Genomic DNA, 20,296 nt, shown 5'->3' with positions numbered 1-20,296 from the left:
GGAGGACCGGGAGAGCCGGGACCAGAGGTCCGTCCCTGCGCCCCGTCACACGGTGAGCGTGGCCGTTCTGACCAGCACCGTCACCAGGACCAGGACGAAGGCCAGGCCGAAGGTCCCGTACTGCACGAGGTTCCGCTTCTCCCGCGGCGCCGCGATCAGCCCGAGCGTGAGCAGCACACCCGCGACGAGGCCGCCGATGTGCGCCTCCCAGGCGATGTTGCTGCCGGCGAAGGTGAAGATCAGGTTGATGACGAGCAGGGCGATGACGGGCCGCATGTCGTAGTTCATGCGCTTCATCAGGACGGCGGTGGCGCCGAGCAGCCCGAAGATCGCTCCGGAGGCGCCGAGCGAGGGCTGGTTCGGTGCGGCGATCGCATAGGTCAGCGCACTGCCCGCGAGCCCTGACAGGACGTACAGGGCGGTGAACCTGGCCCGTCCGAGCGCCGCCTCCAGCGGGCCGCCGAGCCACCAGAGCCCCAGCATGTTGAAGGCGATGTGCCAGATCTCCTGATGCAGGAACATCGACGTGACCAGCCGGTACCACTCACCCGCCGCGACGCCTTCGAAGACGAAGTCCGGCGGCGCCGGCCATGCTCCGAGCAGGAAGAAGTCACTGACGATCCGGTCCCCCGTGCCGGGCACGAGCACGAGGGCGAAGACCGCCAGGTTCAGCCCCAGCAGGATCTTGGTAACGAGCCGCGGGTCACCGCTGCGGACGGCGGTGCCTGCGATGTTCCTCGGCCGGTTGGCGGTGGGGGCGTGCCCGGTGCCCGACCCGTTCCGTACACAGTCGGGGCACTGGAAGCCGACGGAGGCGTCGACCATGCAGTCGGTACAGATCGGCTTCTCGCACCGGGTGCACCGGATCCCGGTCTCCCGGTCGGTGTGCCGGTAGCAATGAGGAATCGATCCGTCTGCGTCGGCGGGCTGCGGGTCCGGGCTCTTCGGCGGCTGGTCCATGCCATCCATTGTCACGATGTCAGCGCGTCGAAACGACGACTGTTTCCAGAACGATGTCCTCGACGGGGCGCTCGGTGCGCGGGTGGCGTTCGGCGCGGGCGATGGCGTCGACGACCTTCTTGCTGGCCTCGTCGGCGACCTCGCCGAAGATGGTGTGCTTGCGGTTGAGCATCACGGTCGGCTCGACGGTGATGAAGAACTGCGACCCGTTGGTGCCACCGGGCCCGGCATTGGCCATCGCCAGCAGATACGGCTTGTTGAAACTGAGTTCGGGGTGGAACTCGTCGGCGAACTCGTACCCCGGACCACCCATGCCGTTCCCGAGCGGATCACCGCCCTGGATCATGAACCCGCTGATCACGCGGTGGAAGACCGTGCCGTCGTACAGCTTGTCCGTGGTCCTCTCCCCGGTCTCCGGGTTGGTCCACTCGCGCTCGCCCCGGGCGAGCTCGACGAAGTTGCGGACCGTTCTGGGAGCGTGGTTCGGCAGCAGCCGGATCTCGATGTCGCCCCGGCTCGTCCTGAGGGTGGCGTAAAGCTGCTCGGCCACGGGCCTGCCTTCCACTGGGTCCTGGCGCCCGCCGAGTGGTCCGGCGGGCATGCGCCGAAATCCTCGCACGGGGTACCGGCCTGCCTGCCCGACGACCGGCTTTCTTCGGACGAGTCCGTACGGAACCGGGGCGATCAGCGGTGAAGCGTGGCATTGTCGTCCGCAGTTCCCCTTGCACCGTATTTGCCCCATGATCTTCGTTCATGACCCGGATGCCCTTCCGCACGTGCCGCACGTACCTGTGCCGGGCATGATTTCGGTTTGGGTGGAAAGGCGCATCGACGAAGCGCCACCGAGGAGGAGGATTTCCGTGACCCGTAAGGACAGCGTGCGCAGCGCGACCGGTGCGGCGAAGGACAGCGTGCGACACGCCGCCGAAGTGGTGGCGCCCTACGCGGGCACGGCCAAGGACACGGCCGTGCACTACGCGCACGAAGCCAGGACTCGGCTCGCGCCCCGGGTTTCGCACGCCACCCACCAAGCGGCAGAACAGGCCCGCGCCCAGTACGAGGCACGTCTCGCGCCCCATATCGAGCAGGCGCGCACCCATGTTCCGGCCCGGGTGGACGAGGCGGCCCACAAGGCCGCGCTCGTGACGAGGAAGGCCGCCCGGCAGGCCGCGGACTACACCGTCCCGCGCGTCGAGCACGCGGTCGCGGCAGCTCAGCCGGTACGGGACGAGGCGGCGGCCCGCAGCACGGCCGCCCTGGCCGCACTGCGCGGCCAGGTCTCCCCGAAGGAGGTCCAGAAGCTGGTCCGCAAGCACGAGCGCCGGGCCCGTTCGGGGCGTCTCGCCAAGCGACTGGCGGTGCTGGGTCTGCTGGCGGGCGGTGCGTTCGCCGCCTGGAAATGGTGGGACAAGCAGGCCAACCCGGACTGGCTGGTCGAACCCCCGGCCGCCACCGAGGTCCACGACCGCACCCCGCTGACCTCGGTCGACGGCAGCGACCAGGACGTCCTCGACCCCGAGGTCCAGGCCAAGCAGGCCGAGGCCGAGGCGGCGGACCCGAAGGACCGCTGACCGGCCGTCGAGAGCCCGAAACCGAAAGAAGACCCCCTGACCTGCGAAGAAGCAGGTCAGGGGGTCTTCTGCTGTGGAGCCTAGGAGATTCGAACTCCTGACATCTGCCTTGCAAAGGCAGCGCTCTACCAACTGAGCTAAGGCCCCGAAAAGGGTGACCGGCACCCGGCAGACAGCACGCGGGAACCGACGCACACCAGAATAGCGGGTGACCCCCGCAATTCCGCAAACAGATTGGGACTCCCCGTCCGCGACCACTCTCCGTAAGATGCTCCGCGAGGTTCGCAGCAGCGAAGGGGAGACGCAGATGGACGCAGCACAACAGGAAGCCGCGGCAAGAGCCAGGGAGCTTCAGCGCAGTTGGTACGGGGAGCCGTTGGGGGCGCTCTTCCGTCGGCTCATCGACGATCTGGGGCTCAATCAGGCCCGGCTCGCCGCCGTACTGGGCCTGTCCGCGCCCATGCTGTCCCAGCTGATGAGCGGCCAGCGCGCCAAGATCGGCAACCCGGCCGTGGTCCAGCGCGTCCAGGCGCTGCAGGATCTGGCCGGCCAGGTGGCCGACGGAAGCGTCAGCGCGGGGGAGGCCACCGATCGCATGGAGGAGATCAAGAAGTCCCAGGGCGGATCCGTCCTCAACGCCACCAGCCAGACGACGGCGAGCTCGGGCGCGCCGACGGTCCGGCGCGTGGTGCGCGAGATCCAGTCGCTGCTGCGCTCGGTGGCGGGGGCCGGGGACATCATCCACGCGGCGGACTCCCTCGCCGCGGACCACCCGGAACTGGCAGAGTTCCTCCGGGTGTACGGCGCCGGGCGCACCGCGGAGGCCGTCGCGCACTACGAGGCACATCAGAGCTGACGGCCGCCGGCAGGGGCACGGGCGGCAACACGAAGCGGACCGGGAGCGGGCGCAGCACATGGGTGAGATATTCGCGGGCCGGTACGAGCTGATCGACCCGATCGGGCGCGGCGGAATGGGCGCGGTCTGGCGGTCCTGGGACCACCGGAGGCGCCGCTACGTCGCGGCCAAGGTGCTTCAGCAGAGCGATGCCCACACCCTGCTGCGCTTCGTGCGCGAGCAGGCGCTGCGCATCGATCATCCGCACGTCCTGGCGCCTGCCAGCTGGGCGGCGGACGACGACAAGGTCCTGTTCACGATGGATCTGGTGAGCGGTGGCTCGCTCGCCCACCTCATCGGGGACTACGGCCCGCTCCCGCCCCGCTTCGTGTGCACCCTCCTGGACCAGCTCCTCGCCGGGCTCGCCACGGTGCACGCGGAGGGGGTCGTGCACCGCGACATCAAGCCCGCGAACATCCTCCTGGAGGCGACCGGCACCGGCCGCCCGCACCTGCGGCTCTCCGACTTCGGCATCTCGATGCGCAAGGGCGAACCCCGCCTGACCGAGACCGACTACGTCGTCGGCACCCCCGGCTATTTCGCGCCCGAGCAGATGCTCGGCGCCGAACCGGACTTCCCCGCCGACCTGTTCGCGGTCGGCCTGGTCGCCCTCTATCTGCTCCAGGGGCAGAAGCCGGACTCCAAGGCGCTCATCGAGCACTTCGCCTCGTACGGGACCCCCACCGCCCCGGAGGGCGTGCCTGAGCCCCTGTGGCAGGTCGTCGCGGGAATGCTCCAGCCGGACCCGCAGGCCAGGTTCCGTACGGCCACGGGGGCGCGCAAGGCGCTGACCGCAGCCGTCGAGATGATCCCCGAAGCCTCCCCGGACGAGGACCCGGTCGAGGTCTTCGACCAGATCGGCCCGCTGCCGCCGGGCTTCGGCCCCTCCGGCCCGGAGCCGACCGCCCCGCCCCGGCAGACCCAGGACCAGGGCCCCGCCCAGGATCCCGCCCCGCTCCCCGCTCAGGAGCCCTCCCCGCTCCCCGCCCAGGGCCACAACGGCCAGGCCCAGTCCGTTCATTCGCCCCACCCCGGCCAAGCCCCTTCCCCGCAGCAGGCGGCCATGTCGCAGACCGGCAGCTTCCACCTCGCTCCGCCCCCGCAGCAGGCCCAGGCCGCTCCCCACTCCTTCCCGGCCCAGCCCCCGGCTGCGTCGGCTGCGTCGGCTCCGACGCCTGCCGCGTCCTCCTCCGGCATGCCCGCCCACACGGCTCCGCCCTTCCCCGGTCCGGCCCCCGGTCCGGCCCCCGGCCCGTCCCAGGCACCGACCGCCGCGGTCGACCACCAGATGCCGCCCACCCCTCGGTACACCGGGCAGGGTCCCGGCGTTCCCGCCCCTGCGGCACCGGTTCCGTACGCCTCCCTGCCCCCGCAGAACACACCCGCTCCGCCGCAGGCCCCGGTCTGGGCACCGGCCGCGCAGAAGCGGCCGGGACCGCCCCCGAAGGTGACGGTCCCGGTGCTGGTGCTCGCGCTGATCTGCTTCGCCGTGGGCATCTGGGCCCTGACCCAGACCTGATCCGGCCCTGGTCCGGCTCTGATCCGGACCTGATCCGGACCTGACCCGACTCCGCCCGGTCCGCACGGACCGGACCGGCCGGGCCCCCGTCGGCCCCTCCTACCAGGAGGCCGGAGGCGGCCCGTACCCCTGCTGCGGTGCGGGTACCGGTGCAGGTACGGGCTCCGCACCCGTCCGGCGCCGCGCCAGCAGCGTCCACGCCCCGAGTCCGAGGACGAGCACGGTGCCCGTACCGATCCCGGCCGCCGCGACGATCTGCATCGTGCTGCTCTGTGCGGCCTCCGGGCCGCTCTGCCCGCTGGCCGCCGCGTCCCGGTCGTCCTCGGAGACCCCGAAGTCCCCGGCGGCCCCCGCGTAGGCGGGCCCCTGCCTCTTGTCGCCCTTCACGCTGACCCGCAGCGTCAACCCGTACGGCTTGTCCCCGAAGGTCGTGCCGACCTTCGGACTCAGCGTGACCCGCAGGTAGTACCAGCCCGCGAGCTGCATGTCCCCTTCGCCGCTGCTGGAGTTGAAGCGGTTCTCGTACGCCACGGGCGGCAGCGGATCCATCGCCGCCGTCTTCTGCTTGCCGTCGTACGACATCGAGCTCGCGTCCTGCACGAACCCGCGTGCGGGGTTGTACAGGTCGAAGGAGACGGCGCTGCCCACGAATCCGCTCTTCGCCCCGGCTGCGCTGTGCAGGTCGAGGTCGGAGAAGACCTGCTGTCCCCAGTCGACGGGCACCCGGTAGAAGAGCGACTGTCCGGGCCTGATCTCGTCGCGCCACTCGCCGGTGCTCAGCCCGGTGGCGTCGTTGAAGCCCGTCCCGCCGTGGCGCTTCTGCGGCCCGCCGGAGGGCGGTGCGGGAGAGGTGCTGGGCCAGATCTCGGGTGCCGCGGTCGGCCCTGCCGCCTTCAGTCCTGGCTCGGACTGGAAGCGGATCTCCAGGGCCCAGTCCTCCGGCGCGGAGGTGGCCGCCGTGGACCGCTCGACGAGCACGTAGTACGTACCGGCCTCCTGGCAGCTGCTGGAGCCCTCCTCGATCGTCCGCGCCGCGTAGGTGCTGATCGGCCGGGCGAAATCGGCCGACCCGAAGCCCACGCTGTCGCCGGAGTCGCAGGAACTGCTGCTGCGGTCGAGGACCGACACCTTGAGGTCGTCGCCGATCCCGACCTTGGAGCCGTTCTTGGGCACGGCGACGGCGGACACGTACGCGTTGCTCTTGGCGTCGAGGTCGAGCCGGTAGTACAGCTTGCCCTTCGGCCCGATGCTGTCCTTGTACGTCGATCCGGCGGTCAGTGCCGGTGCGTCCGCCGTGCTCGCGGCCCCCTTGACCGGCTCGGCCGCCGTGTCGAAGGCGTACGGGGCGTATCCGTCCGCCGCCAGCGCCTGCCCCGGCAGTGCCACCACCGCGCACAGCGCCGCCAACCCGGCGAGCGTCCTGCCCAGGCCCCGGGGGCCCGGGAGCCCCCGGCCTCTGCTGCGCTGCCTCATCACGAGCCACTCCTTGTCGTGTTCGCCGCCGTCCGGCGCCGCGTCGCGAGGAGCACGGCCCCGGCGCCCACCACGACCGTCCCGCCCGCCACCGCGGCGATCGCGGTGCCGAACCATCCTGCCCCGCCCGCCCCGGGGCTGTCCGCCCGGGTGACCGATTCCCCGGAGGGGTCCGATGCGCGATCGGCCCGCCCCTCCACAAGAGGCGCGTCGTGCCGGGGTCCTGAGCATTCGTCCACGGGGACGGTGCGGGGGTGCGACTCGTAGCGGTTGGTCCAGGCGGCCGGCACGGTGCCCAGGCTCGCGACCGTGGGCTCGTTGGCGAACTCCACGTCGTGGCGCACCTGTTGTCCCCAGCCCGCCGGCACCTTGTACCAGAGGGTCTGCGAGAGCAGGATCCGGTCGCGCCACACCCCGGTGCCGATCTGCCGGGCGTCGTTGAAGCCGGTGCCGCTCCGGCTGGGTACCCGGGCGACGGCCGAGGTCAGCGGTGTGGCGACCTCGTTCTGCAGGAAGTGCTCGGTGCTGTTCCCGCAAGCGCTGTTCTCGTCGTACTCGATACAGGTCTTCAGCCCGTCGAGGGTGTCCACCGCGGCACCCGGCTGCGGCACCGCGGTCGCCGAGAAGTCCACGGTGGACACGGCGTCCAGGTCGGTCGCGCCGCAGCGGGTCCCGCCCGGCCCGATCGTGTCGAGGTACTGACCTGGCGTCAGGGCCGGTGCGGTGTCACTGGCCGGCGGAGATCAACAGGGCGGTGCGCTGCCCGGTCGACCCGCCAGAAGCCCTTGGAAGGTCCTGTGCGGCCTTCTGGAGGGACAGCCCGACGGGAGTGGCCCCTTGGGGGCCGCACGCCGTTCACGGCGCGCTTCAACGCCTCCCGGTCGAGTCTCCGCACGGGCCGTACGAGGCGGGTGTCCGCGCATCCCTTGGCCGGTCCGCCTCGTACACCCTCAGCCCGGTCGGATACCCGTCCGGCAGCCCGTCCACCACGGTGGACGCCGGATGTTTCACGTGAAACGTCGGCGGCCGCAGCGACTGCCGTCCACACCCTCACCCGAGCCCCCCATCCCACCAAGTTTGCTCTCGCAAGCTAGTGATTTGCACAGGCGAACATAAGGAAGTTGCATCACGTTCCCGCAACAGGCGCCTCGCCAAACCCCCCGTACACAGCCCTTTACACAGCAAAGAACCCCGGCCGCATCAGCGACCGGGGCCCTGCACTCTGACTACTGGAGCTCACACACCCGAACCTGCGGGCACGGAGTCAGTCGCCTCCGTCCACAGATCCTGCTCGGCGCGATCCGCCTGGATCTGGCGGTACACGAGGAGCCCGCCAATGGCGGCCAGTGCGACCAGGAGAAGCTTCTTCACCGCGCGACCTCGTCTTTCCTTGACGTAGGAGACCTTTGGCGGCCGACTATACACACCGGCCGATACCGATCGGTGACCTACCGGGGGGTTCAACTCCCGGACGCACAAAAGCGGTTGGCCCGGACGAGAACTTCCTCGTCCGGGCCAACCGGTTTCTGTGGGGCTAACAGGATTTGAACCTGTGGCCTCATCCTTATCAGGGATGCGCTCTAACCAACTGAGCTATAGCCCCGCCGCGCTCGCGCGCTGACTTCTGAAGATTAGCGCACGTGGGGGGCAGTGCCAAAATCGGTTCTCCGCCCCCCGCCGCGAGGTCCTACTCGTCCTCGGCGAGCGTGAGCTCCACACCGCCCACGAAACCTGCCGACAGGTTGTAGATGAAGGCGCCCAGCGTCGCCAGCGCCGTCGCCAGCACCACGTCGATCACCGCGATCACCGACGTGAAGATCAGCACCCGCGGCAGCGACAGGAACGACTGGAGGTCAAAACCGCTGCTCTCGCCGGAGCCGGCCGTCGAGCTGGTCGCCTCACTGATCGTGCCGCCGACGGTCGCGAAGACGCCCATGGCGTCCATGACCATCCACAGCACGGCCGCCGCGATCACCGTGCAGATGCCCAGCGCGATCGACAGCAGGAAGCTGACCTTCATCACCGACCACGGGTCGGCCTTCGCCACCCGCAGCCGTGCCTTGCGGGTACGAGGCGTCGTCCGCGCACCGGTACGGGGCCGCCGCACGGCCCCGGTCTGTCCGCCCTGCGTACCGCCGCCGCCCTGTCCCTGGGCGGCAGGGCCGCGCTGGCCGCCCTGGGTGGCACCGCCGCCCTGCTGGGCGCCCTGAGCCGCCTGGTAGGCCTGCGGCGGGTGGTAGGGCTGGGACCCGGGCCCCTGGCCCGGCTGGTCCCGCTCGCCGGGCAGCGGCCCGGCTGCGTACCCGTCGTAGTTCTGCTGGGGCTGCGGCCCCCGGGTGTCCGTCACAGTTCCCCCCTGGGAGTCCGCGGCAGAGCCACGGGCACCGGGTGCTCCAGCCCCGGAAGCGATTCCTCCGGTGCCCGTGGCTCCACTCACGACCTACTCCTCGTGCTCCCCTGCCGAGGGCTCGGCGCCCTCGACGACTTCGGCAGCGGCCGTGGCAGTGACCGCACCGTCCGCATCGGCCTCGGAACCTTCGATTCCGTCGACCTCTTCGGCCTCACGGCCGGCCTCGGCATTGCGGGCGATGCCGACGACGGCATCCCGCTTGCCCAGGTTGATCAGTTGGACGCCCATGGTGTCACGGCCCGTCTCCCTGACTTCGCTGACTCGCGTACGAATCACACCACCGCCGAGCGTGATGGCGAGGATCTCGTCCGTCTCCTCCACCACCAGCGCACCGACGAGCGAACCCCGGTCCTCCACGATCTTGGCGGCCTTGATACCCAGGCCGCCACGGCCCTGGACGCGGTACTCGTCGACGGGCGTGCGCTTGGCGTACCCGCCGTCGGTTGCGGTGAAGACGAACGTACCGGCCCTGACCACATTCATCGAGAGCAGTTCGTCGCCCTCGCGGAAACTCATGCCCTTCACACCGGACGTGGCACGGCCCATCGGACGCAGTGCGTCGTCCGTCGCCGTGAACCGGATCGACTGGGCCTTCCTGCTGACCAGCAGCAGATCGTCCTCGGCCGACACCAGCTCCGCGCCGATCAGCTCGTCGTCGCTGCCGTCGGGGGTCTCCCGCAGGTTGATCGCGATGACGCCACCCGAACGGGGCGAGTCGTAGTCCTTCAGCGACGTCTTCTTCACCAGGCCGCCCTTGGTGGCCAGGATCAGGTACGGCGCCGCGTCGTAGTCCCGGATCGCCAGGATCTGCGCGATCTTCTCGTCCGGCTGGAACGCGAGGAGGTTCGCCACGTGCTGACCGCGCGCGTCCCGGCCGGCGTCGGGCAGCTCGTACGCCTTCGCCCGGTACACCCGGCCCTTGTTCGTGAAGAACAGCAGCCAGTGGTGCGTCGTCGACACGAAGAAGTGGTCGACGATGTCGTCCTGCTTCAGCTTCGTGCCCCGGACGCCCTTGCCGCCACGCTTCTGCGACCGGTAGTCCTCGGTCTTCGTGCGCTTCACGTAGCCACCGTTGGTGATGGTGACGACGATGTCCTCCTCGGCGATCAGGTCCTCCATGGACATGTCGCCGTCGAAGGGCACCAGCTGGGAGCGCCGGTCGTCGCCGAACTTGTCGACGATGACGGCCAGTTCCTCGCTGACGATCGCGCGCTGGCGCTCCGGCGAGGCCAGGATCGCGTTGTACTCGTTGATCTTGGCCTGGAGCTCGTCGTGCTCCGCCACGATCTTCTGTCGCTCCAGAGCGGCCAGGCGGCGCAGCTGCATCTCCAGGATCGCGTTCGCCTGGATCTCGTCGATCGACAGCAGGCCCATCAGGCCCTCACGGGCGATCTCGACCGTGTTCGAGCGGCGGATCAGCGCGATGACCTCGTCGATCGAGTCGAGCGCCTTGAGCAGACCGCGCAGGATGTGCGCCCGCTCCTCCGCCTTGCGCAGGCGGAACTTCGTACGGCGGACGATGACCTCGATCTGGTGCGTCACCCAGTGCCGGATGAACGCGTCCAGCGACAGCGTGCGCGGCACCCCGTCGACCAGCGCCAGCATGTTCGCGCCGAAGTTCGACTGCAGGTCGGTGTGCTTGTACAGGTTGTTCAGCACGACCTTGGCGACCGCGTCGCGCTTGAGCACGACGACCAGGCGCTGACCGGTGCGCGACGAGGTCTCGTCACGGACGTCGGCGATGCCGCCGACCTTGCCGTCCTTCACCAGGTCGGCGATCTTCTGCGCCAGGTTGTCCGGGTTGGTCTGGTACGGAAGCTCCGTGACGACCAGGCACTGCCGGTTCTGGATCTCCTCGACCGCCACCACGGCGCGCATCGTGATCGAGCCGCGGCCCGTCCGGTACGCCTCCTCGATGCCCTTGCGGCCCACCACGAGGGCGCCGGTCGGGAAGTCGGGGCCCTTGATGCGCTCCATCAGGGCGTCCAGGAGCTCCTCCTGCGAGGCCTCCGGGTTCTCCAGGCACCACTGGGCACCGGCGGCGACCTCGCGCAGGTTGTGCGGCGGAATGTTCGTCGCCATACCGACCGCGATGCCCGCCGAGCCGTTGACCAGCAGGTTCGGGAAGCGGGCCGGCAGAACCGTCGGCTCCTGGTTACGGCCGTCGTAGTTGGCCGTGAAGTCGACGGTCTCCTCGTCGATGTCGCGGACCATCTCCATGGAGAGGTTCGCCATCTTGCACTCGGTGTAGCGCATGGCTGCCGCCGGGTCGTTGCCCGGGGAGCCGAAGTTGCCGTTGGAGGCCACCAGCGGCATCCGCATCGACCACGGCTGCGCCAGACGTACGAGCGCGTCGTAGATCGAGGAGTCACCGTGCGGGTGGTACGTACCCATGACGTCACCGACGACGCGGGCGCACTTGTAGAAGCCCTTCTCGGGCCGGTAGCCGCCGTCGTACATCGCGTACAGGACACGGCGGTGCACGGGCTTCAGCCCGTCCCGTACGTCCGGGAGTGCACGCGCCACGATGACGGACATCGCGTAGTCGAGGTACGAGCGCTGCATCTCCGTCTCAAGCCCGACGGGCTCGATCCGTACGGTCTGATCCTCGGGAGCAGGGGTGACAGGGGTGTTCTCGTCGGCCATTGCTGGTCAAAATCCTTTCGAAGCGGTCAGCGACGGACCGACTCAGATGTCGAGGAAGCGAACGTCCTTGGCGTTGCGCTGGATGAACGAGCGCCGCGCCTCGACGTCCTCGCCCATCAGCACCGAGAACAGGTCGTCGGCCTGGGCCGCGTCGTCCAGGGTGACCTGGCCGAGCACACGGTGGTCGACGTCCATCGTGGTGATGCGCAGCTCCTCGGCGTCCATCTCACCGAGACCCTTGAAGCGCTGGAGGTCGCCCTCCTTGATGCGCTTGCCCTGCTGCTCACCCGCCTCGCGGAGCGCGTCGCGCTCACGGTCGGAGTAGGCGTACTCGACGTTGTCGCGGCTCCACTTGAGCTTGTACAGCGGCGGACGCGACAGGTACACGTGACCCGCCTCGACCAGCGGCCGCATGAAGCGGAACAGGAACGTCAGGAGCAGCGTGTTGATGTGCTGACCGTCGACGTCGGCGTCCGCCATCAGGATGATCTTGTGATAGCGGAGCTTCTCGATGTCGAAGTCCTCGTGCACACCGGTGCCGAAGGCGCTGATCAGCGCCTGGACCTCGGTGTTCTGGAGGATCTTGTCGATGCGCGCCTTCTCGACGTTCAGGATCTTGCCGCGGATCGGCAGGATGGCCTGGTACATCGGGTTGCGGCCGGACTTCGCCGAACCGCCGGCGGAGTCACCCTCGACGATGAAGATCTCGCACTTCGTCGGGTCGTTGGACTGGCAGTCGCTGAGCTTGCCCGGCAGCGACGCCGACTCCAGCAGGCCCTTGCGGCGGGTCAGGTCGCGCGCCTTGCGGGCGGCGACACGGGCCGTGGCGGCCTGGATCGCCTTGCGGATGATGTCCGCGGCCTCGTTCGGATTGCGGTCGAACCAGTCGTTGAGGTGCTCGTGCACGACCTTCTGCACGAAGGTCTTGGCCTCCGTGTTGCCCAGCTTGGTCTTGGTCTGGCCCTCGAACTGCGGCTCGCCCAGCTTCACCGAGATGATCGCGGTCAGACCCTCGCGGATGTCCTCACCGGCGAGGTTGTCGTCCTTCTCGCGCAGGAACTTCTTCTCGCGGGCGTACCGGTTCACCAGACCCGTCATCGCCGCACGGAAACCCTCTTCGTGCGTTCCGCCCTCGTGCGTGTGGATCGTGTTCGCGAACGAGTACACGCCCTCGCTGTACTGCGAGTTCCACTGCATCGCGATCTCGACCGAGAGCATCCGCTCCTTGTCCTCGGCCTCGACGTCGATGACGGTCGGGTGGATGAGCTCGCCCTTGCGCGAGTTCAGGTACTTCACGAAGTCGACGATGCCGCCCTCGTAGTGGTACGTGACCGTACGCACCTGCTCGTCGTCGGCGGTCTCGGGGGTGTCCGCACCGGCGACGGCCTTCGCGGACTCCCGCTCGTCCGTGAGCTTGATGGTCAGTCCCTTGTTCAGGAACGCCATCTCCTGGAAACGCCGCGACAGCGTCTCGAAGGAGTACTCGGTGGTCTCGAAGATGTCGGGGTCGGCCCAGAACGTGACCGAGGTGCCGGTCTCCTCGGTGGCCTCGTGCCGCTCCAGCGGCGCGGTCGGGGCGCCCGCCTTGTACTCCTGCGTCCAGCGGTAGCCGTCCGTACGGATCTCCACGGCCAGCTTGTACGACAGCGCGTTCACCACGGAGACGCCGACGCCGTGCAGACCACCGGAGACCGCGTAGCCGCCGCCGCCGAACTTGCCGCCCGCGTGCAGCACGGTGAGCACGACCTCGACGGCCGGCTTCTTCTCGACGGGGTGGATGCCCACCGGGATGCCTCGGCCGTTGTCGATGACGCGCACGGCGCCGTCGGCCAGGATCGTGACGTCGATGGAGTCCGCGTGCCCGGCCAGGGCCTCGTCGACGGAGTTGTCGACGACCTCCTGCACCATGTGGTGCAGGCCACGCTCACCGGTCGAGCCGATGTACATGCCGGGTCGCTTGCGGACCGCGTCCAGGCCTTCCAGGACTGTGATCGCACTGGCGTCGTACGACGCGGTGACCTCGGAGTTGGTGCCTCCGGAGGAAACGGCAGCGGAAGACACTGCCTCGGTGGAGGTGCCCTCGCCGTCCTCGCCGGCAGTGGACGGACTGATCTCGTTGGGGTTGCCGGAATCGGCCACGAAGCGCCCTTTCTGGCACAGCACAGGCCCATCCCCTGCCGTCGGCTGGGGGAATCCCCATCCCCAGGCAGGCAGGAGCGGCTGCGTCGTTCTGTGTGAGTCGACGTACCCCGCGAAACAAGCGAGGACTACTCATCAGTCTACCGGTAGCGCGGACATGAATGGGGGTTTGCCGGTACCTGAGTCCGCATGTGCCGCCCCGAACCGGGGCCGACCTACTCCCCATATCCGGGGAGGGGCTCCAGGCGGCTCACACCGGCATCCAGCGCTTCGAGCTGTCAACCTCCCGCTACGGTGAGGGACGCCTCACTCCCACCGCTCGGTTTCACGTGAAACATCCTCGTCATGTTTCACGTGAAACATGGACGGACCAGCCCTACCCGTACGTATCGCCGGGACCGGTACTCCCCGGCGCCCGGAGCGGGCCGTACCGGCGCTGCGGAGCATTCGGCCCCTGCAGTTTGATCAGCCGTACGGTGTCCCGGCCGAGCTCGCCGTTGAGCCGCCGCAGCAGGTCCGGAATCATCCACTTCAGCTGGGTCGCCCACGCCGTCGAATCGCACCGCACCACCAGGACCCGCTCGTCCTCGTCGTACTTCAGCGGCTCCGAATGCTGGGCGACGTCCGGCCCGACGATGTCCTTCCAGCGCCCCATCACCCCGCTGACCGCGATCGGCATCTCCCAGCCCCGCTCGGTCTTCAGCCGGTCCAGCGCCGCACCCAGCTTCAGCGGGTCGCGGCCGTCCACTCCCGACCCCGACCGCAGACTGCCGCCCCGGCGCACCGTCTTCTTCTGCTGCGCCGCCGCACCTCGCGCGCGGGCCTGCTCCTTCGCCGCGGCCAGCGCCTGACGGGCCAGATCCACGCCCGATGACTCCGGCGCCCCCGGGCCCGAACCGGACTTCGGTTCCGGCGCGGCGGACCCGCTCCTGTCCCTGCCGCTCACGTCCTTGCCGCTCACAGCCGGGCCACCGCACCGTCGGCGACCGCGTAACGAGCCCCTGCCAGCACTCCCGGAACGTCGTCGTCCACCGCCGCCGTCACCAGCACCTGCTCACCCGGGGCCACCAGCTCCGCCAGCCGCTCCCGGCGGCGTGCGTCCAGCTCGGCGAACACGTCGTCGAGGACCAGCACCGGCTCGTTGCCCTCCGCGCGCAGCAGATCGTACGAAGCCAGCCGCAGCGCCAGCGCGTACGACCAGGACTCCCCGTGGCTCGCATAGCCCTTCGCGGGCAACTGGCCCAGCTTCAGCAGCAGTTCGTCCCGGTGCGGGCCGACCAGTGTCACGCCCCGCTCGATCTCCTGCTTGCGCGCCCCGGCGAGCGCCTCCATCAGCTGCCCGTACAGGTCCTCGCGCGACAGCGCCTCACCCGGCGCCGAGCTGCGGTACTCCAGCGCCACCGGACCGCCACCGGGCGCGAGTTGCTCGTACGCCTTGTCGGCCAGCGGCTGAAGCGTCGCGATCAGGTCAAGCCGCTGCGCGAGCAGCTCCGCACCGACCTGCGCCAAATGCTGGTCCCACACGTCGATGGTGGACATGTCCATCGACCGGCCGCCGTGCCGCCGTGCCATCGCCGCGGACTTGAGGAGGGTGTTGCGCTGCTTGAGCACGCGGTCGTAGTCCGACCGCACCCCGGCCATGCGCGGCGAGCGCGCCGTGATCAGCTCGTCCAGGAACTTCCGGCGCTCACCGGGGTCACCCTTCACCAGGGCGAGGTCCTCGGGCGCGAACAGGACGGTTCGTACGATGCCGAGCACGTCACGCGGCCTGACCTGCGACGACCTGTTGATTCGGGCACGGTTGGCGCGGCCCGGATTGAGTTCGAGCTCGACCAGCTGGGACCGCTCGCCCTGTGTGACGGCCGCCCGGATCACCGCCCGCTCGGCGCCCATCCGAACCAGCGGAGCGTCCGAGGACACCCGGTGGCTGCCGAGGGACGCGAGATAGCCGACCGCCTCGACGAGATTCGTCTTGCCCTGTCCGTTCGCCCCCACGAACGCGGTGACGCCCGGGTCGAGCGGAACCTCGACCCGGGCGTACGAGCGGAAGTCGGCCAGCGACAGATGCGTGACGTGCATGGTGGTGCGCCGACCTTCCCCCGACTGTGCCTCGCTGCCCCTGCGGGGCTACTTCTGCTGTGCCTACTTCTTGTTCGACTCGACCGCGTGGCCGCCGAACTGGTTGCGCAGCGCGGCGATCATCTTCATCTGCGGGGAGTCGTCCTGACGCGACGCGAAACGCGCGAACAGGGAGGCCGTGATCGCGGGCAGCGGCACGGCGTTGTCGATGGCGGCCTCGACGGTCCAGCGGCCCTCGCCCGAGTCGGCGGCGAATCCGCGCAGGCCCTCAAGGTGCTCGTCGTCGTCCAGGGCGTTGACCGCCAGGTCCAGCAGCCAGGAACGGATGACCGTGCCCTCCTGCCAGGAGCGGAAGACCTCGCGCACGTCCGTGACGGAGTCGACCTTCTCCAGGAGCTCCCAGCCCTCGGCGTACGCCTGCATCATGGCGTACTCGATGCCGTTGTGGACCATCTTCGCGAAGTGGCCGGCGCCGACCTTGCCCGCGTGGACCGAGCCGAACTCGCCCTCGGGCTTGAGCGCGTCGAAGACCGGCTGCACCTTCGCCACGTCGTCGGCGTCGCCGCCGTACATCAGCGCGTAGCCGTTCTCCAGGCCCCAGACACCGCCGGAGACGCCGCAGTCGACGAAGCCGATGCCCTTGGCCTTCAGCTCCTCTGCGTGCTTCTCGTCGTCCGTCCAGCGCGAGTTCCCGCCGTCGACGACCACGTCGCCGGGGGAGAGCAGCTCGCCCAGCGCGTCGATCGTGGACTGCGTGGCGTCACCGGCCGGGACCATGACCCAGACCACGCGCGGCCCCTTGAGCTTGCCCACAAGCTCTTCCAGGCTGTGGACATCCGCGACGTCCGCGTTGCGGTCGTAACCGATGACGGTGTGACCTGCGCGGCGGATGCGCTCGCGCATGTTGCCGCCCATCTTGCCGAGGCCGACGAGACCGAGCTCCATCAGAGATTCCTTAACCTTCGAGGCGATTCGTACCCAAGGTCCGAGCCTACGCCCGGCATGTGCGGATGGCCCGAGGGGCACGTGAGGCCCGGCGCCACCTGGGCCCCGGGCCTCCACCGCAGTCCAGTGGGATCAGCCCGAGAGCCGCACCGGCATGATCAGGTACTTGTACGCGTCGTCCGCCTCGGCGTCCACGGCCGGGCGGCCGCTGAGCAGCGCCGGCTTGGTGGAGGTCGTGAAGGACAGCTGTGCGACCGGGGAGTCGATCGCGCTCAGGCCGTCCAGCAGGAACGTCGGGTTGAAGGCGATCGAGATGTCGTCGCCGTCGAGGTTGGCGTCGACACGCTCCACAGCCTGTGCATCGTCGCTGGAACCCGCTTCGAGGATCAGCACGCCCTGCTCGAAGGTCAGCCGGACCGGAGTGTTCCGCTCGGCGACCAGCGCCACACGCTTGACGGCCTCGACGAACGGGGCGGTCTCGATGACGGCGACCGAGTTGAACTCCGTCGGGAAGAGCGTCCGGTACTTCGGCAGGTCGCCTTCGAGCAGACGCGTCGTCGTACGGCGGCCCGCGCCCTCGAAACCGATCAGGCCCTCACCGGCGCCCGAGCCGGACAGCGCGATCGTCACCGTGTCACCGCTGGTCAGCGACTTGGCGGTGTCCAGGAGCGTCTTGGCGGGCACCAGGGCGACCGCGGACGCGTCCGGGTCCTCCGGCTTCCACAGGAATTCGCGGACCGCGAAGCGGTAGCGGTCGGTCGACGCCAGCGTGACCGTCTCGCCCTCGATCTCGATGCGCACACCGGTCAGCACCGGCAGCGTGTCGTCACGGCCGGCAGCGATGGCGACCTGGGCGGCGGCGGATGCGAAGACCTCACCGGGGACGGTGCCCGTGGCGGTCGGCATCTGCGGCAGCGCCGGGTACTCCTCCACAGGGAGGGTGTGGAGTGTGAATCGCGAGGATCCGCAGACCACGGTCGCCCGTACACCGTCTGTGGAAATCTCCACCGGCCGGTTGGGGAGTGCCCGGCAGATGTCGGCGAGCAGTCGGCCGGACACCAGGACCGTGCCGTCCTCCTCGACCTCGGCGTCGACCGACACACGGGCCGACACCTCGTAGTCGAAGCCGGAGAGGCTCAGCGCGCCCTCCTCGGCCTTCAGCAGAAGGCCCGCGAGGACGGGCACCGGCGGACGGGCCGGGAGGCTGCGGGCCGTCCAGGCCACCGCCTCCGCGAGTACATCGCGCTCCACCCGGATCTTCACCGGAACCGCCTCCTGCTGTTGCTGGCTCGCCCTGCTGGCTTTCTTCGTCTGACCGGTGTCTCCCGGCATCGGCCGGGGAAGTTCACCGGGGACCAGTCTGACGCACGCCACCGACAGTCGGTGCGGCTGCCGGTCAAGTCGTGGCGAGAGCCGTCAGGAACATCCGGGCCGAGTTGTGCACAGGGCCTTCTTCGATGCGGATTCTGGGCTAACTCTTAGTGGGAGTAGTAGTAGGGCCTGTGGAAACCGTGGATAACCCCGTTTTCGCAGCTCAGACCCACTTTTTTGTCCACCGCGCCTGTGGGCGGAACCCGTGGACAACCTGCCGTTTCTGTGGACGGCGAAAAGTTCTGCACACCCGATGCACAGGCAGGGGTGACTTCCCCACAGCTGTGTCCCCAGCTTTACCCACCTTCCCCACAGCCCAACCGACCCCCTTGGTGTGACGCCTTTCACTCGACCCGGTGAGAGGGGGTGTTGCGTTGCCGAACAGTGGACAGCCGTGTGGAGAAGCTGGGGACAAGAGCCCGGAGCCTGTGGGCCGCCCGTGGACAACTCGGCCGGACCCCTGTGGAAGAAAATCTTGTCCACAGGCTGTGGACCAAGGTTTGCCACAATTCCACAAGCACCTGACCTGGTGTGATGAAGTCTCAGCAACCGCCCCTGTGGACATAATCGGGACAACTTCACAGTCCCCAGGGTGTGGACGGAACATCGTCCCAGGATCTGTGGAGAACTCCAGCCCGCGGGGCCGAATTCGAACAGCGAGGGGTCTCGAGCGGGTATCAACAGCCCCGGGACAACGCTCCGGACGAGGCCCAGGAGGCCTCGAAACGACGCCGGGACGACGTCGGGACGAAGAAAAGGGCGCCGGGAGAATGCTTCTCCCGGCGCCCTCGCAGACGTAGCGGCGGACGTAAGACCGGCTCTTTCAGCCGTTCTTGATGCGGTTGGTGAGCTCGGTGACCTGGTTGTAGATGGAGCGGCGTTCGGCCATCAGGGCCCGGATCTTGCGGTCCGCGTGCATCACCGTCGTATGGTCGCGGCCGCCGAACTGCGCGCCGATCTTCGGCAGCGAGAGGTCCGTGAGCTCGCGGCACAGGTACATCGCGATCTGCCGGGCCGTCACCAGCACGCGGCTGCGCGACGATCCGCACAGGTCGTCCACCGTCAGACCGAAGTAGTCCGCGGTGGCCGACATGATGGCCGGCGCGGTGATCTCGGGCGAGGCGTCCTCGCCACCGGGGATGAGGTCCTTCAGCACCTGCTCGGTGAGACCGAGGTCCACCGGCTGCCGGTTCAGGCTCGCGAAGGCCGTGACCCGGATCAGCGCCCCCTCCAGCTCGCGGATGTTGCGCGAGATGCGGGAGGCGATGAACTCCAGTACCTCCGGCGGAGCGTTGAGCTGCTCCTGCACGGCCTTCTTGCGGAGGATCGCGATCCGCGTCTCCAGCTCCGGCGGCTGTACGTCGGTGGTCAGACCCCACTCGAAGCGGTTGCGCAGTCGGTCCTCCAGCGTGACCAGCTGCTTGGGCGGCCGGTCGGAGGACAGCACGATCTGCTTGTTCGCGTTGTGCAGCGTATTGAAGGTGTGGAAGAACTCCTCCTGCGTCGACTCCTTGCTCGCGAGGAACTGGATGTCGTCGACGAGCAGGATGTCCACGTCGCGGTAGCGCTTGCGGAAGGCGTCGCCCTTGCCGTCGCGGATCGAGTTGATGAACTCGTTGGTGAACTCCTCCGAGCTCACGTACCGCACGCGCGTGCCGGGGTAGAGGCTGCGGGCGTAGTGGCCGATCGCGTGCAGCAGGTGCGTCTTGCCGAGCCCGGACTCCCCGTAGATGAAGAGGGGGTTGTACGCCTTCGCGGGCGCTTCGGCGACGGCGACCGCGGCCGCGTGCGCGAACCGGTTCGACGAGCCGATGACGAAGGTGTCGAAGAGGTACTTCGGGTTCAGTCGCGCCTGCGGCTCACCGGGTCCCGGCGCCGGCGCGGGCTGCGCGGCGAGCGGTCCCGGCGCACCGCTGGCGGCCGGCAGGTTCTGGCCGCCGCCGTGGCGCGGGCCCTGGTCCTGGCGCTCGGAGCGTTCCTGGCGCTGGTGGTCGTACTGCGACTGCTGGTCGTAGGACTGCCGGTCGGGCAGCTGGGAGCGGTAGTCGTGCTGCGGCGGCCGGGAGTAGGAGTCGCGCTCCTGGAACCCGCCGAGCCGGGGCTGCTGCCAGCCGCCGTGGTCGTCCTGCTGCTCACCGGGCCAGGCGCCGGGCGCGGGGCGCGACTGCTGGCGGTACTCGGGATAGGCGGGGCGGGCGGTGGGCAGGCCGTCGTCCTGCTGGCGGCGCCCGTAGGAGTCGTACGTGTCGCGCGCGTCCCTGCCGTCGCGTGCATCGCGGTGGTCGCGT

The 20,296-nt window shown here is 69.2% G+C and carries 15 protein-coding genes, 2 tRNA genes and 1 pseudogene; 3 read left to right on the top strand and 15 right to left on the bottom strand.

The genetic code is table 11. The annotated features are described in order from the left end of the window. Positions 1-45: 45 nt before the first annotated feature. Positions 46-960, bottom strand: a complete 915-nt coding sequence (locus ACH4SP_RS13695; protein WP_398414122.1) for a rhomboid family intramembrane serine protease — start codon at positions 958-960, stop codon at positions 46-48. A 19-nt stretch (positions 961-979) separates the two neighbouring features. Further along, positions 980-1,510 (bottom strand): peptidylprolyl isomerase, encoded by a 531-nt coding sequence (locus ACH4SP_RS13690; protein WP_398414120.1) that lies wholly within the window; start codon positions 1,508-1,510, stop codon positions 980-982. A 310-nt stretch (positions 1,511-1,820) separates the two neighbouring features. Here ACH4SP_RS13690 and ACH4SP_RS13685 point away from each other — a divergent pair, with 310 nt between their 5' ends. Continuing rightward, a complete protein-coding gene (locus ACH4SP_RS13685) occupies positions 1,821-2,531 on the top strand; it encodes a DUF5324 family protein (protein WP_398414118.1) in 711 nt (236 codons plus the stop codon). 74 nt (positions 2,532-2,605) lie between these two features. Here ACH4SP_RS13685 and ACH4SP_RS13680 read toward each other — a convergent pair. After that, positions 2,606-2,678: transfer RNA gene (locus ACH4SP_RS13680), tRNA-Ala, on the bottom strand. Between the two features lie 160 nt (positions 2,679-2,838). Here ACH4SP_RS13680 and ACH4SP_RS13675 point away from each other — a divergent pair. Continuing rightward, positions 2,839-3,387 (top strand): DNA-binding protein, encoded by a 549-nt coding sequence (locus ACH4SP_RS13675; RefSeq protein WP_398414116.1) that lies wholly within the window; start codon positions 2,839-2,841, stop codon positions 3,385-3,387. A 58-nt stretch (positions 3,388-3,445) separates the two neighbouring features. Beyond that, positions 3,446-4,945, top strand: coding sequence for a protein kinase (locus tag ACH4SP_RS13670; RefSeq protein ID WP_398414114.1), 1,500 nt, complete (start codon positions 3,446-3,448; stop codon positions 4,943-4,945). A 99-nt stretch (positions 4,946-5,044) separates the two neighbouring features. Here the strand turns inward: ACH4SP_RS13670 and ACH4SP_RS13665 are convergent, their stop codons facing one another. The 12 genes and pseudogenes from ACH4SP_RS13665 to dnaA form a co-directional block, all read right to left on the bottom strand. Then, on the bottom strand, positions 5,045-6,418 hold the full coding sequence (locus ACH4SP_RS13665) for a hypothetical protein (RefSeq protein ID WP_398414112.1): 1,374 nt from the start codon (positions 6,416-6,418) through the stop codon (positions 5,045-5,047). Further along, on the bottom strand, positions 6,418-7,059 hold the full coding sequence (locus ACH4SP_RS13660) for a hypothetical protein (RefSeq protein ID WP_398414110.1): 642 nt from the start codon (positions 7,057-7,059) through the stop codon (positions 6,418-6,420). Before ACH4SP_RS13660 ends, ACH4SP_RS13665 begins: the two co-directional genes overlap by 1 nt. Before the next feature lie 595 nt (positions 7,060-7,654). Further along, positions 7,655-7,789: a DLW-39 family protein gene (locus tag ACH4SP_RS13655; RefSeq protein WP_003958712.1), complete on the bottom strand. Its 135-nt coding sequence runs from the start codon at positions 7,787-7,789 to the stop codon at positions 7,655-7,657. Positions 7,790-7,947: 158 nt separating this feature from the next. Beyond that, a tRNA-Ile gene (locus tag ACH4SP_RS13650) sits at positions 7,948-8,021 on the bottom strand. Positions 8,022-8,105: 84 nt separating this feature from the next. Continuing rightward, positions 8,106-8,765 carry a DUF3566 domain-containing protein gene (locus ACH4SP_RS13645; protein ID WP_398414108.1) on the bottom strand — a complete coding sequence of 220 codons (660 nt, stop codon included), beginning with the start codon at positions 8,763-8,765 and terminating at the stop codon, positions 8,106-8,108. A 93-nt stretch (positions 8,766-8,858) separates the two neighbouring features. Continuing rightward, entirely contained in the window at positions 8,859-11,474 is a 2,616-nt protein-coding gene (gene gyrA, locus ACH4SP_RS13640) for a DNA gyrase subunit A (protein ID WP_398414106.1), read from the bottom strand. 42 nt (positions 11,475-11,516) lie between these two features. Continuing rightward, complete coding sequence (gyrB, locus tag ACH4SP_RS13635; protein WP_398414104.1) at positions 11,517-13,637, bottom strand: DNA topoisomerase (ATP-hydrolyzing) subunit B; 2,121 nt, start codon at positions 13,635-13,637, stop codon at positions 11,517-11,519. 352 nt (positions 13,638-13,989) lie between these two features. Then, positions 13,990-14,559, bottom strand: coding sequence for a DUF721 domain-containing protein (locus ACH4SP_RS13630; RefSeq protein ID WP_398415070.1), 570 nt, complete (start codon positions 14,557-14,559; stop codon positions 13,990-13,992). A gap of 11 nt (positions 14,560-14,570) precedes the next feature. Continuing rightward, positions 14,571-15,692: a DNA replication/repair protein RecF gene (recF, locus tag ACH4SP_RS13625; protein ID WP_398414102.1), complete on the bottom strand. Its 1,122-nt coding sequence runs from the start codon at positions 15,690-15,692 to the stop codon at positions 14,571-14,573. A 63-nt stretch (positions 15,693-15,755) separates the two neighbouring features. Continuing rightward, positions 15,756-16,637 (bottom strand): phosphogluconate dehydrogenase (NAD(+)-dependent, decarboxylating), encoded by an 882-nt coding sequence (gene gnd, locus ACH4SP_RS13620; protein WP_398414098.1) that lies wholly within the window; start codon positions 16,635-16,637, stop codon positions 15,756-15,758. 132 nt (positions 16,638-16,769) lie between these two features. Then, a complete protein-coding gene (gene dnaN, locus ACH4SP_RS13615) occupies positions 16,770-17,900 on the bottom strand; it encodes a DNA polymerase III subunit beta (RefSeq protein WP_398414096.1) in 1,131 nt (376 codons plus the stop codon). 931 nt (positions 17,901-18,831) lie between these two features. Further along, positions 18,832-20,256, bottom strand: a pseudogene (dnaA, locus tag ACH4SP_RS13610) (chromosomal replication initiator protein DnaA); the annotation flags it as partial. Positions 20,257-20,296 lie beyond the last annotated feature (40 nt).

This window comes from Streptomyces sp. NPDC021093 (genome assembly GCF_044333135.1).
Taxonomy (GTDB): domain Bacteria; phylum Actinomycetota; class Actinomycetes; order Streptomycetales; family Streptomycetaceae; genus Streptomyces.
Note: the sequence above shows the minus strand (reverse complement) of the source record. Positions and strands in the feature narration are given on the sequence as shown.

What these genes read in the sequence shown, in the direction of transcription:
- ACH4SP_RS13695 (WP_398414122.1), bottom strand. Translation starts at nt 960, where the DNA reads ATGGACCAGCCGCCGAAGAGCCCGGACCCGCAGCCCGCCGACGCAGAC.
- gyrA (WP_398414106.1), bottom strand. Translation starts at nt 11,474, where the DNA reads ATGGCCGACGAGAACACCCCTGTCACCCCTGCTCCCGAGGATCAGACC.
- ACH4SP_RS13675 (WP_398414116.1), top strand. Translation starts at nt 2,839, where the DNA reads ATGGACGCAGCACAACAGGAAGCCGCGGCAAGAGCCAGGGAGCTTCAG.
- ACH4SP_RS13670 (WP_398414114.1), top strand. Translation starts at nt 3,446, where the DNA reads ATGGGTGAGATATTCGCGGGCCGGTACGAGCTGATCGACCCGATCGGG.
- recF (WP_398414102.1), bottom strand. Translation starts at nt 15,692, where the DNA reads ATGCACGTCACGCATCTGTCGCTGGCCGACTTCCGCTCGTACGCCCGG.
- ACH4SP_RS13665 (WP_398414112.1), bottom strand. Translation starts at nt 6,418, where the DNA reads ATGAGGCAGCGCAGCAGAGGCCGGGGGCTCCCGGGCCCCCGGGGCCTG.
- gnd (WP_398414098.1), bottom strand. Translation starts at nt 16,637, where the DNA reads ATGGAGCTCGGTCTCGTCGGCCTCGGCAAGATGGGCGGCAACATGCGC.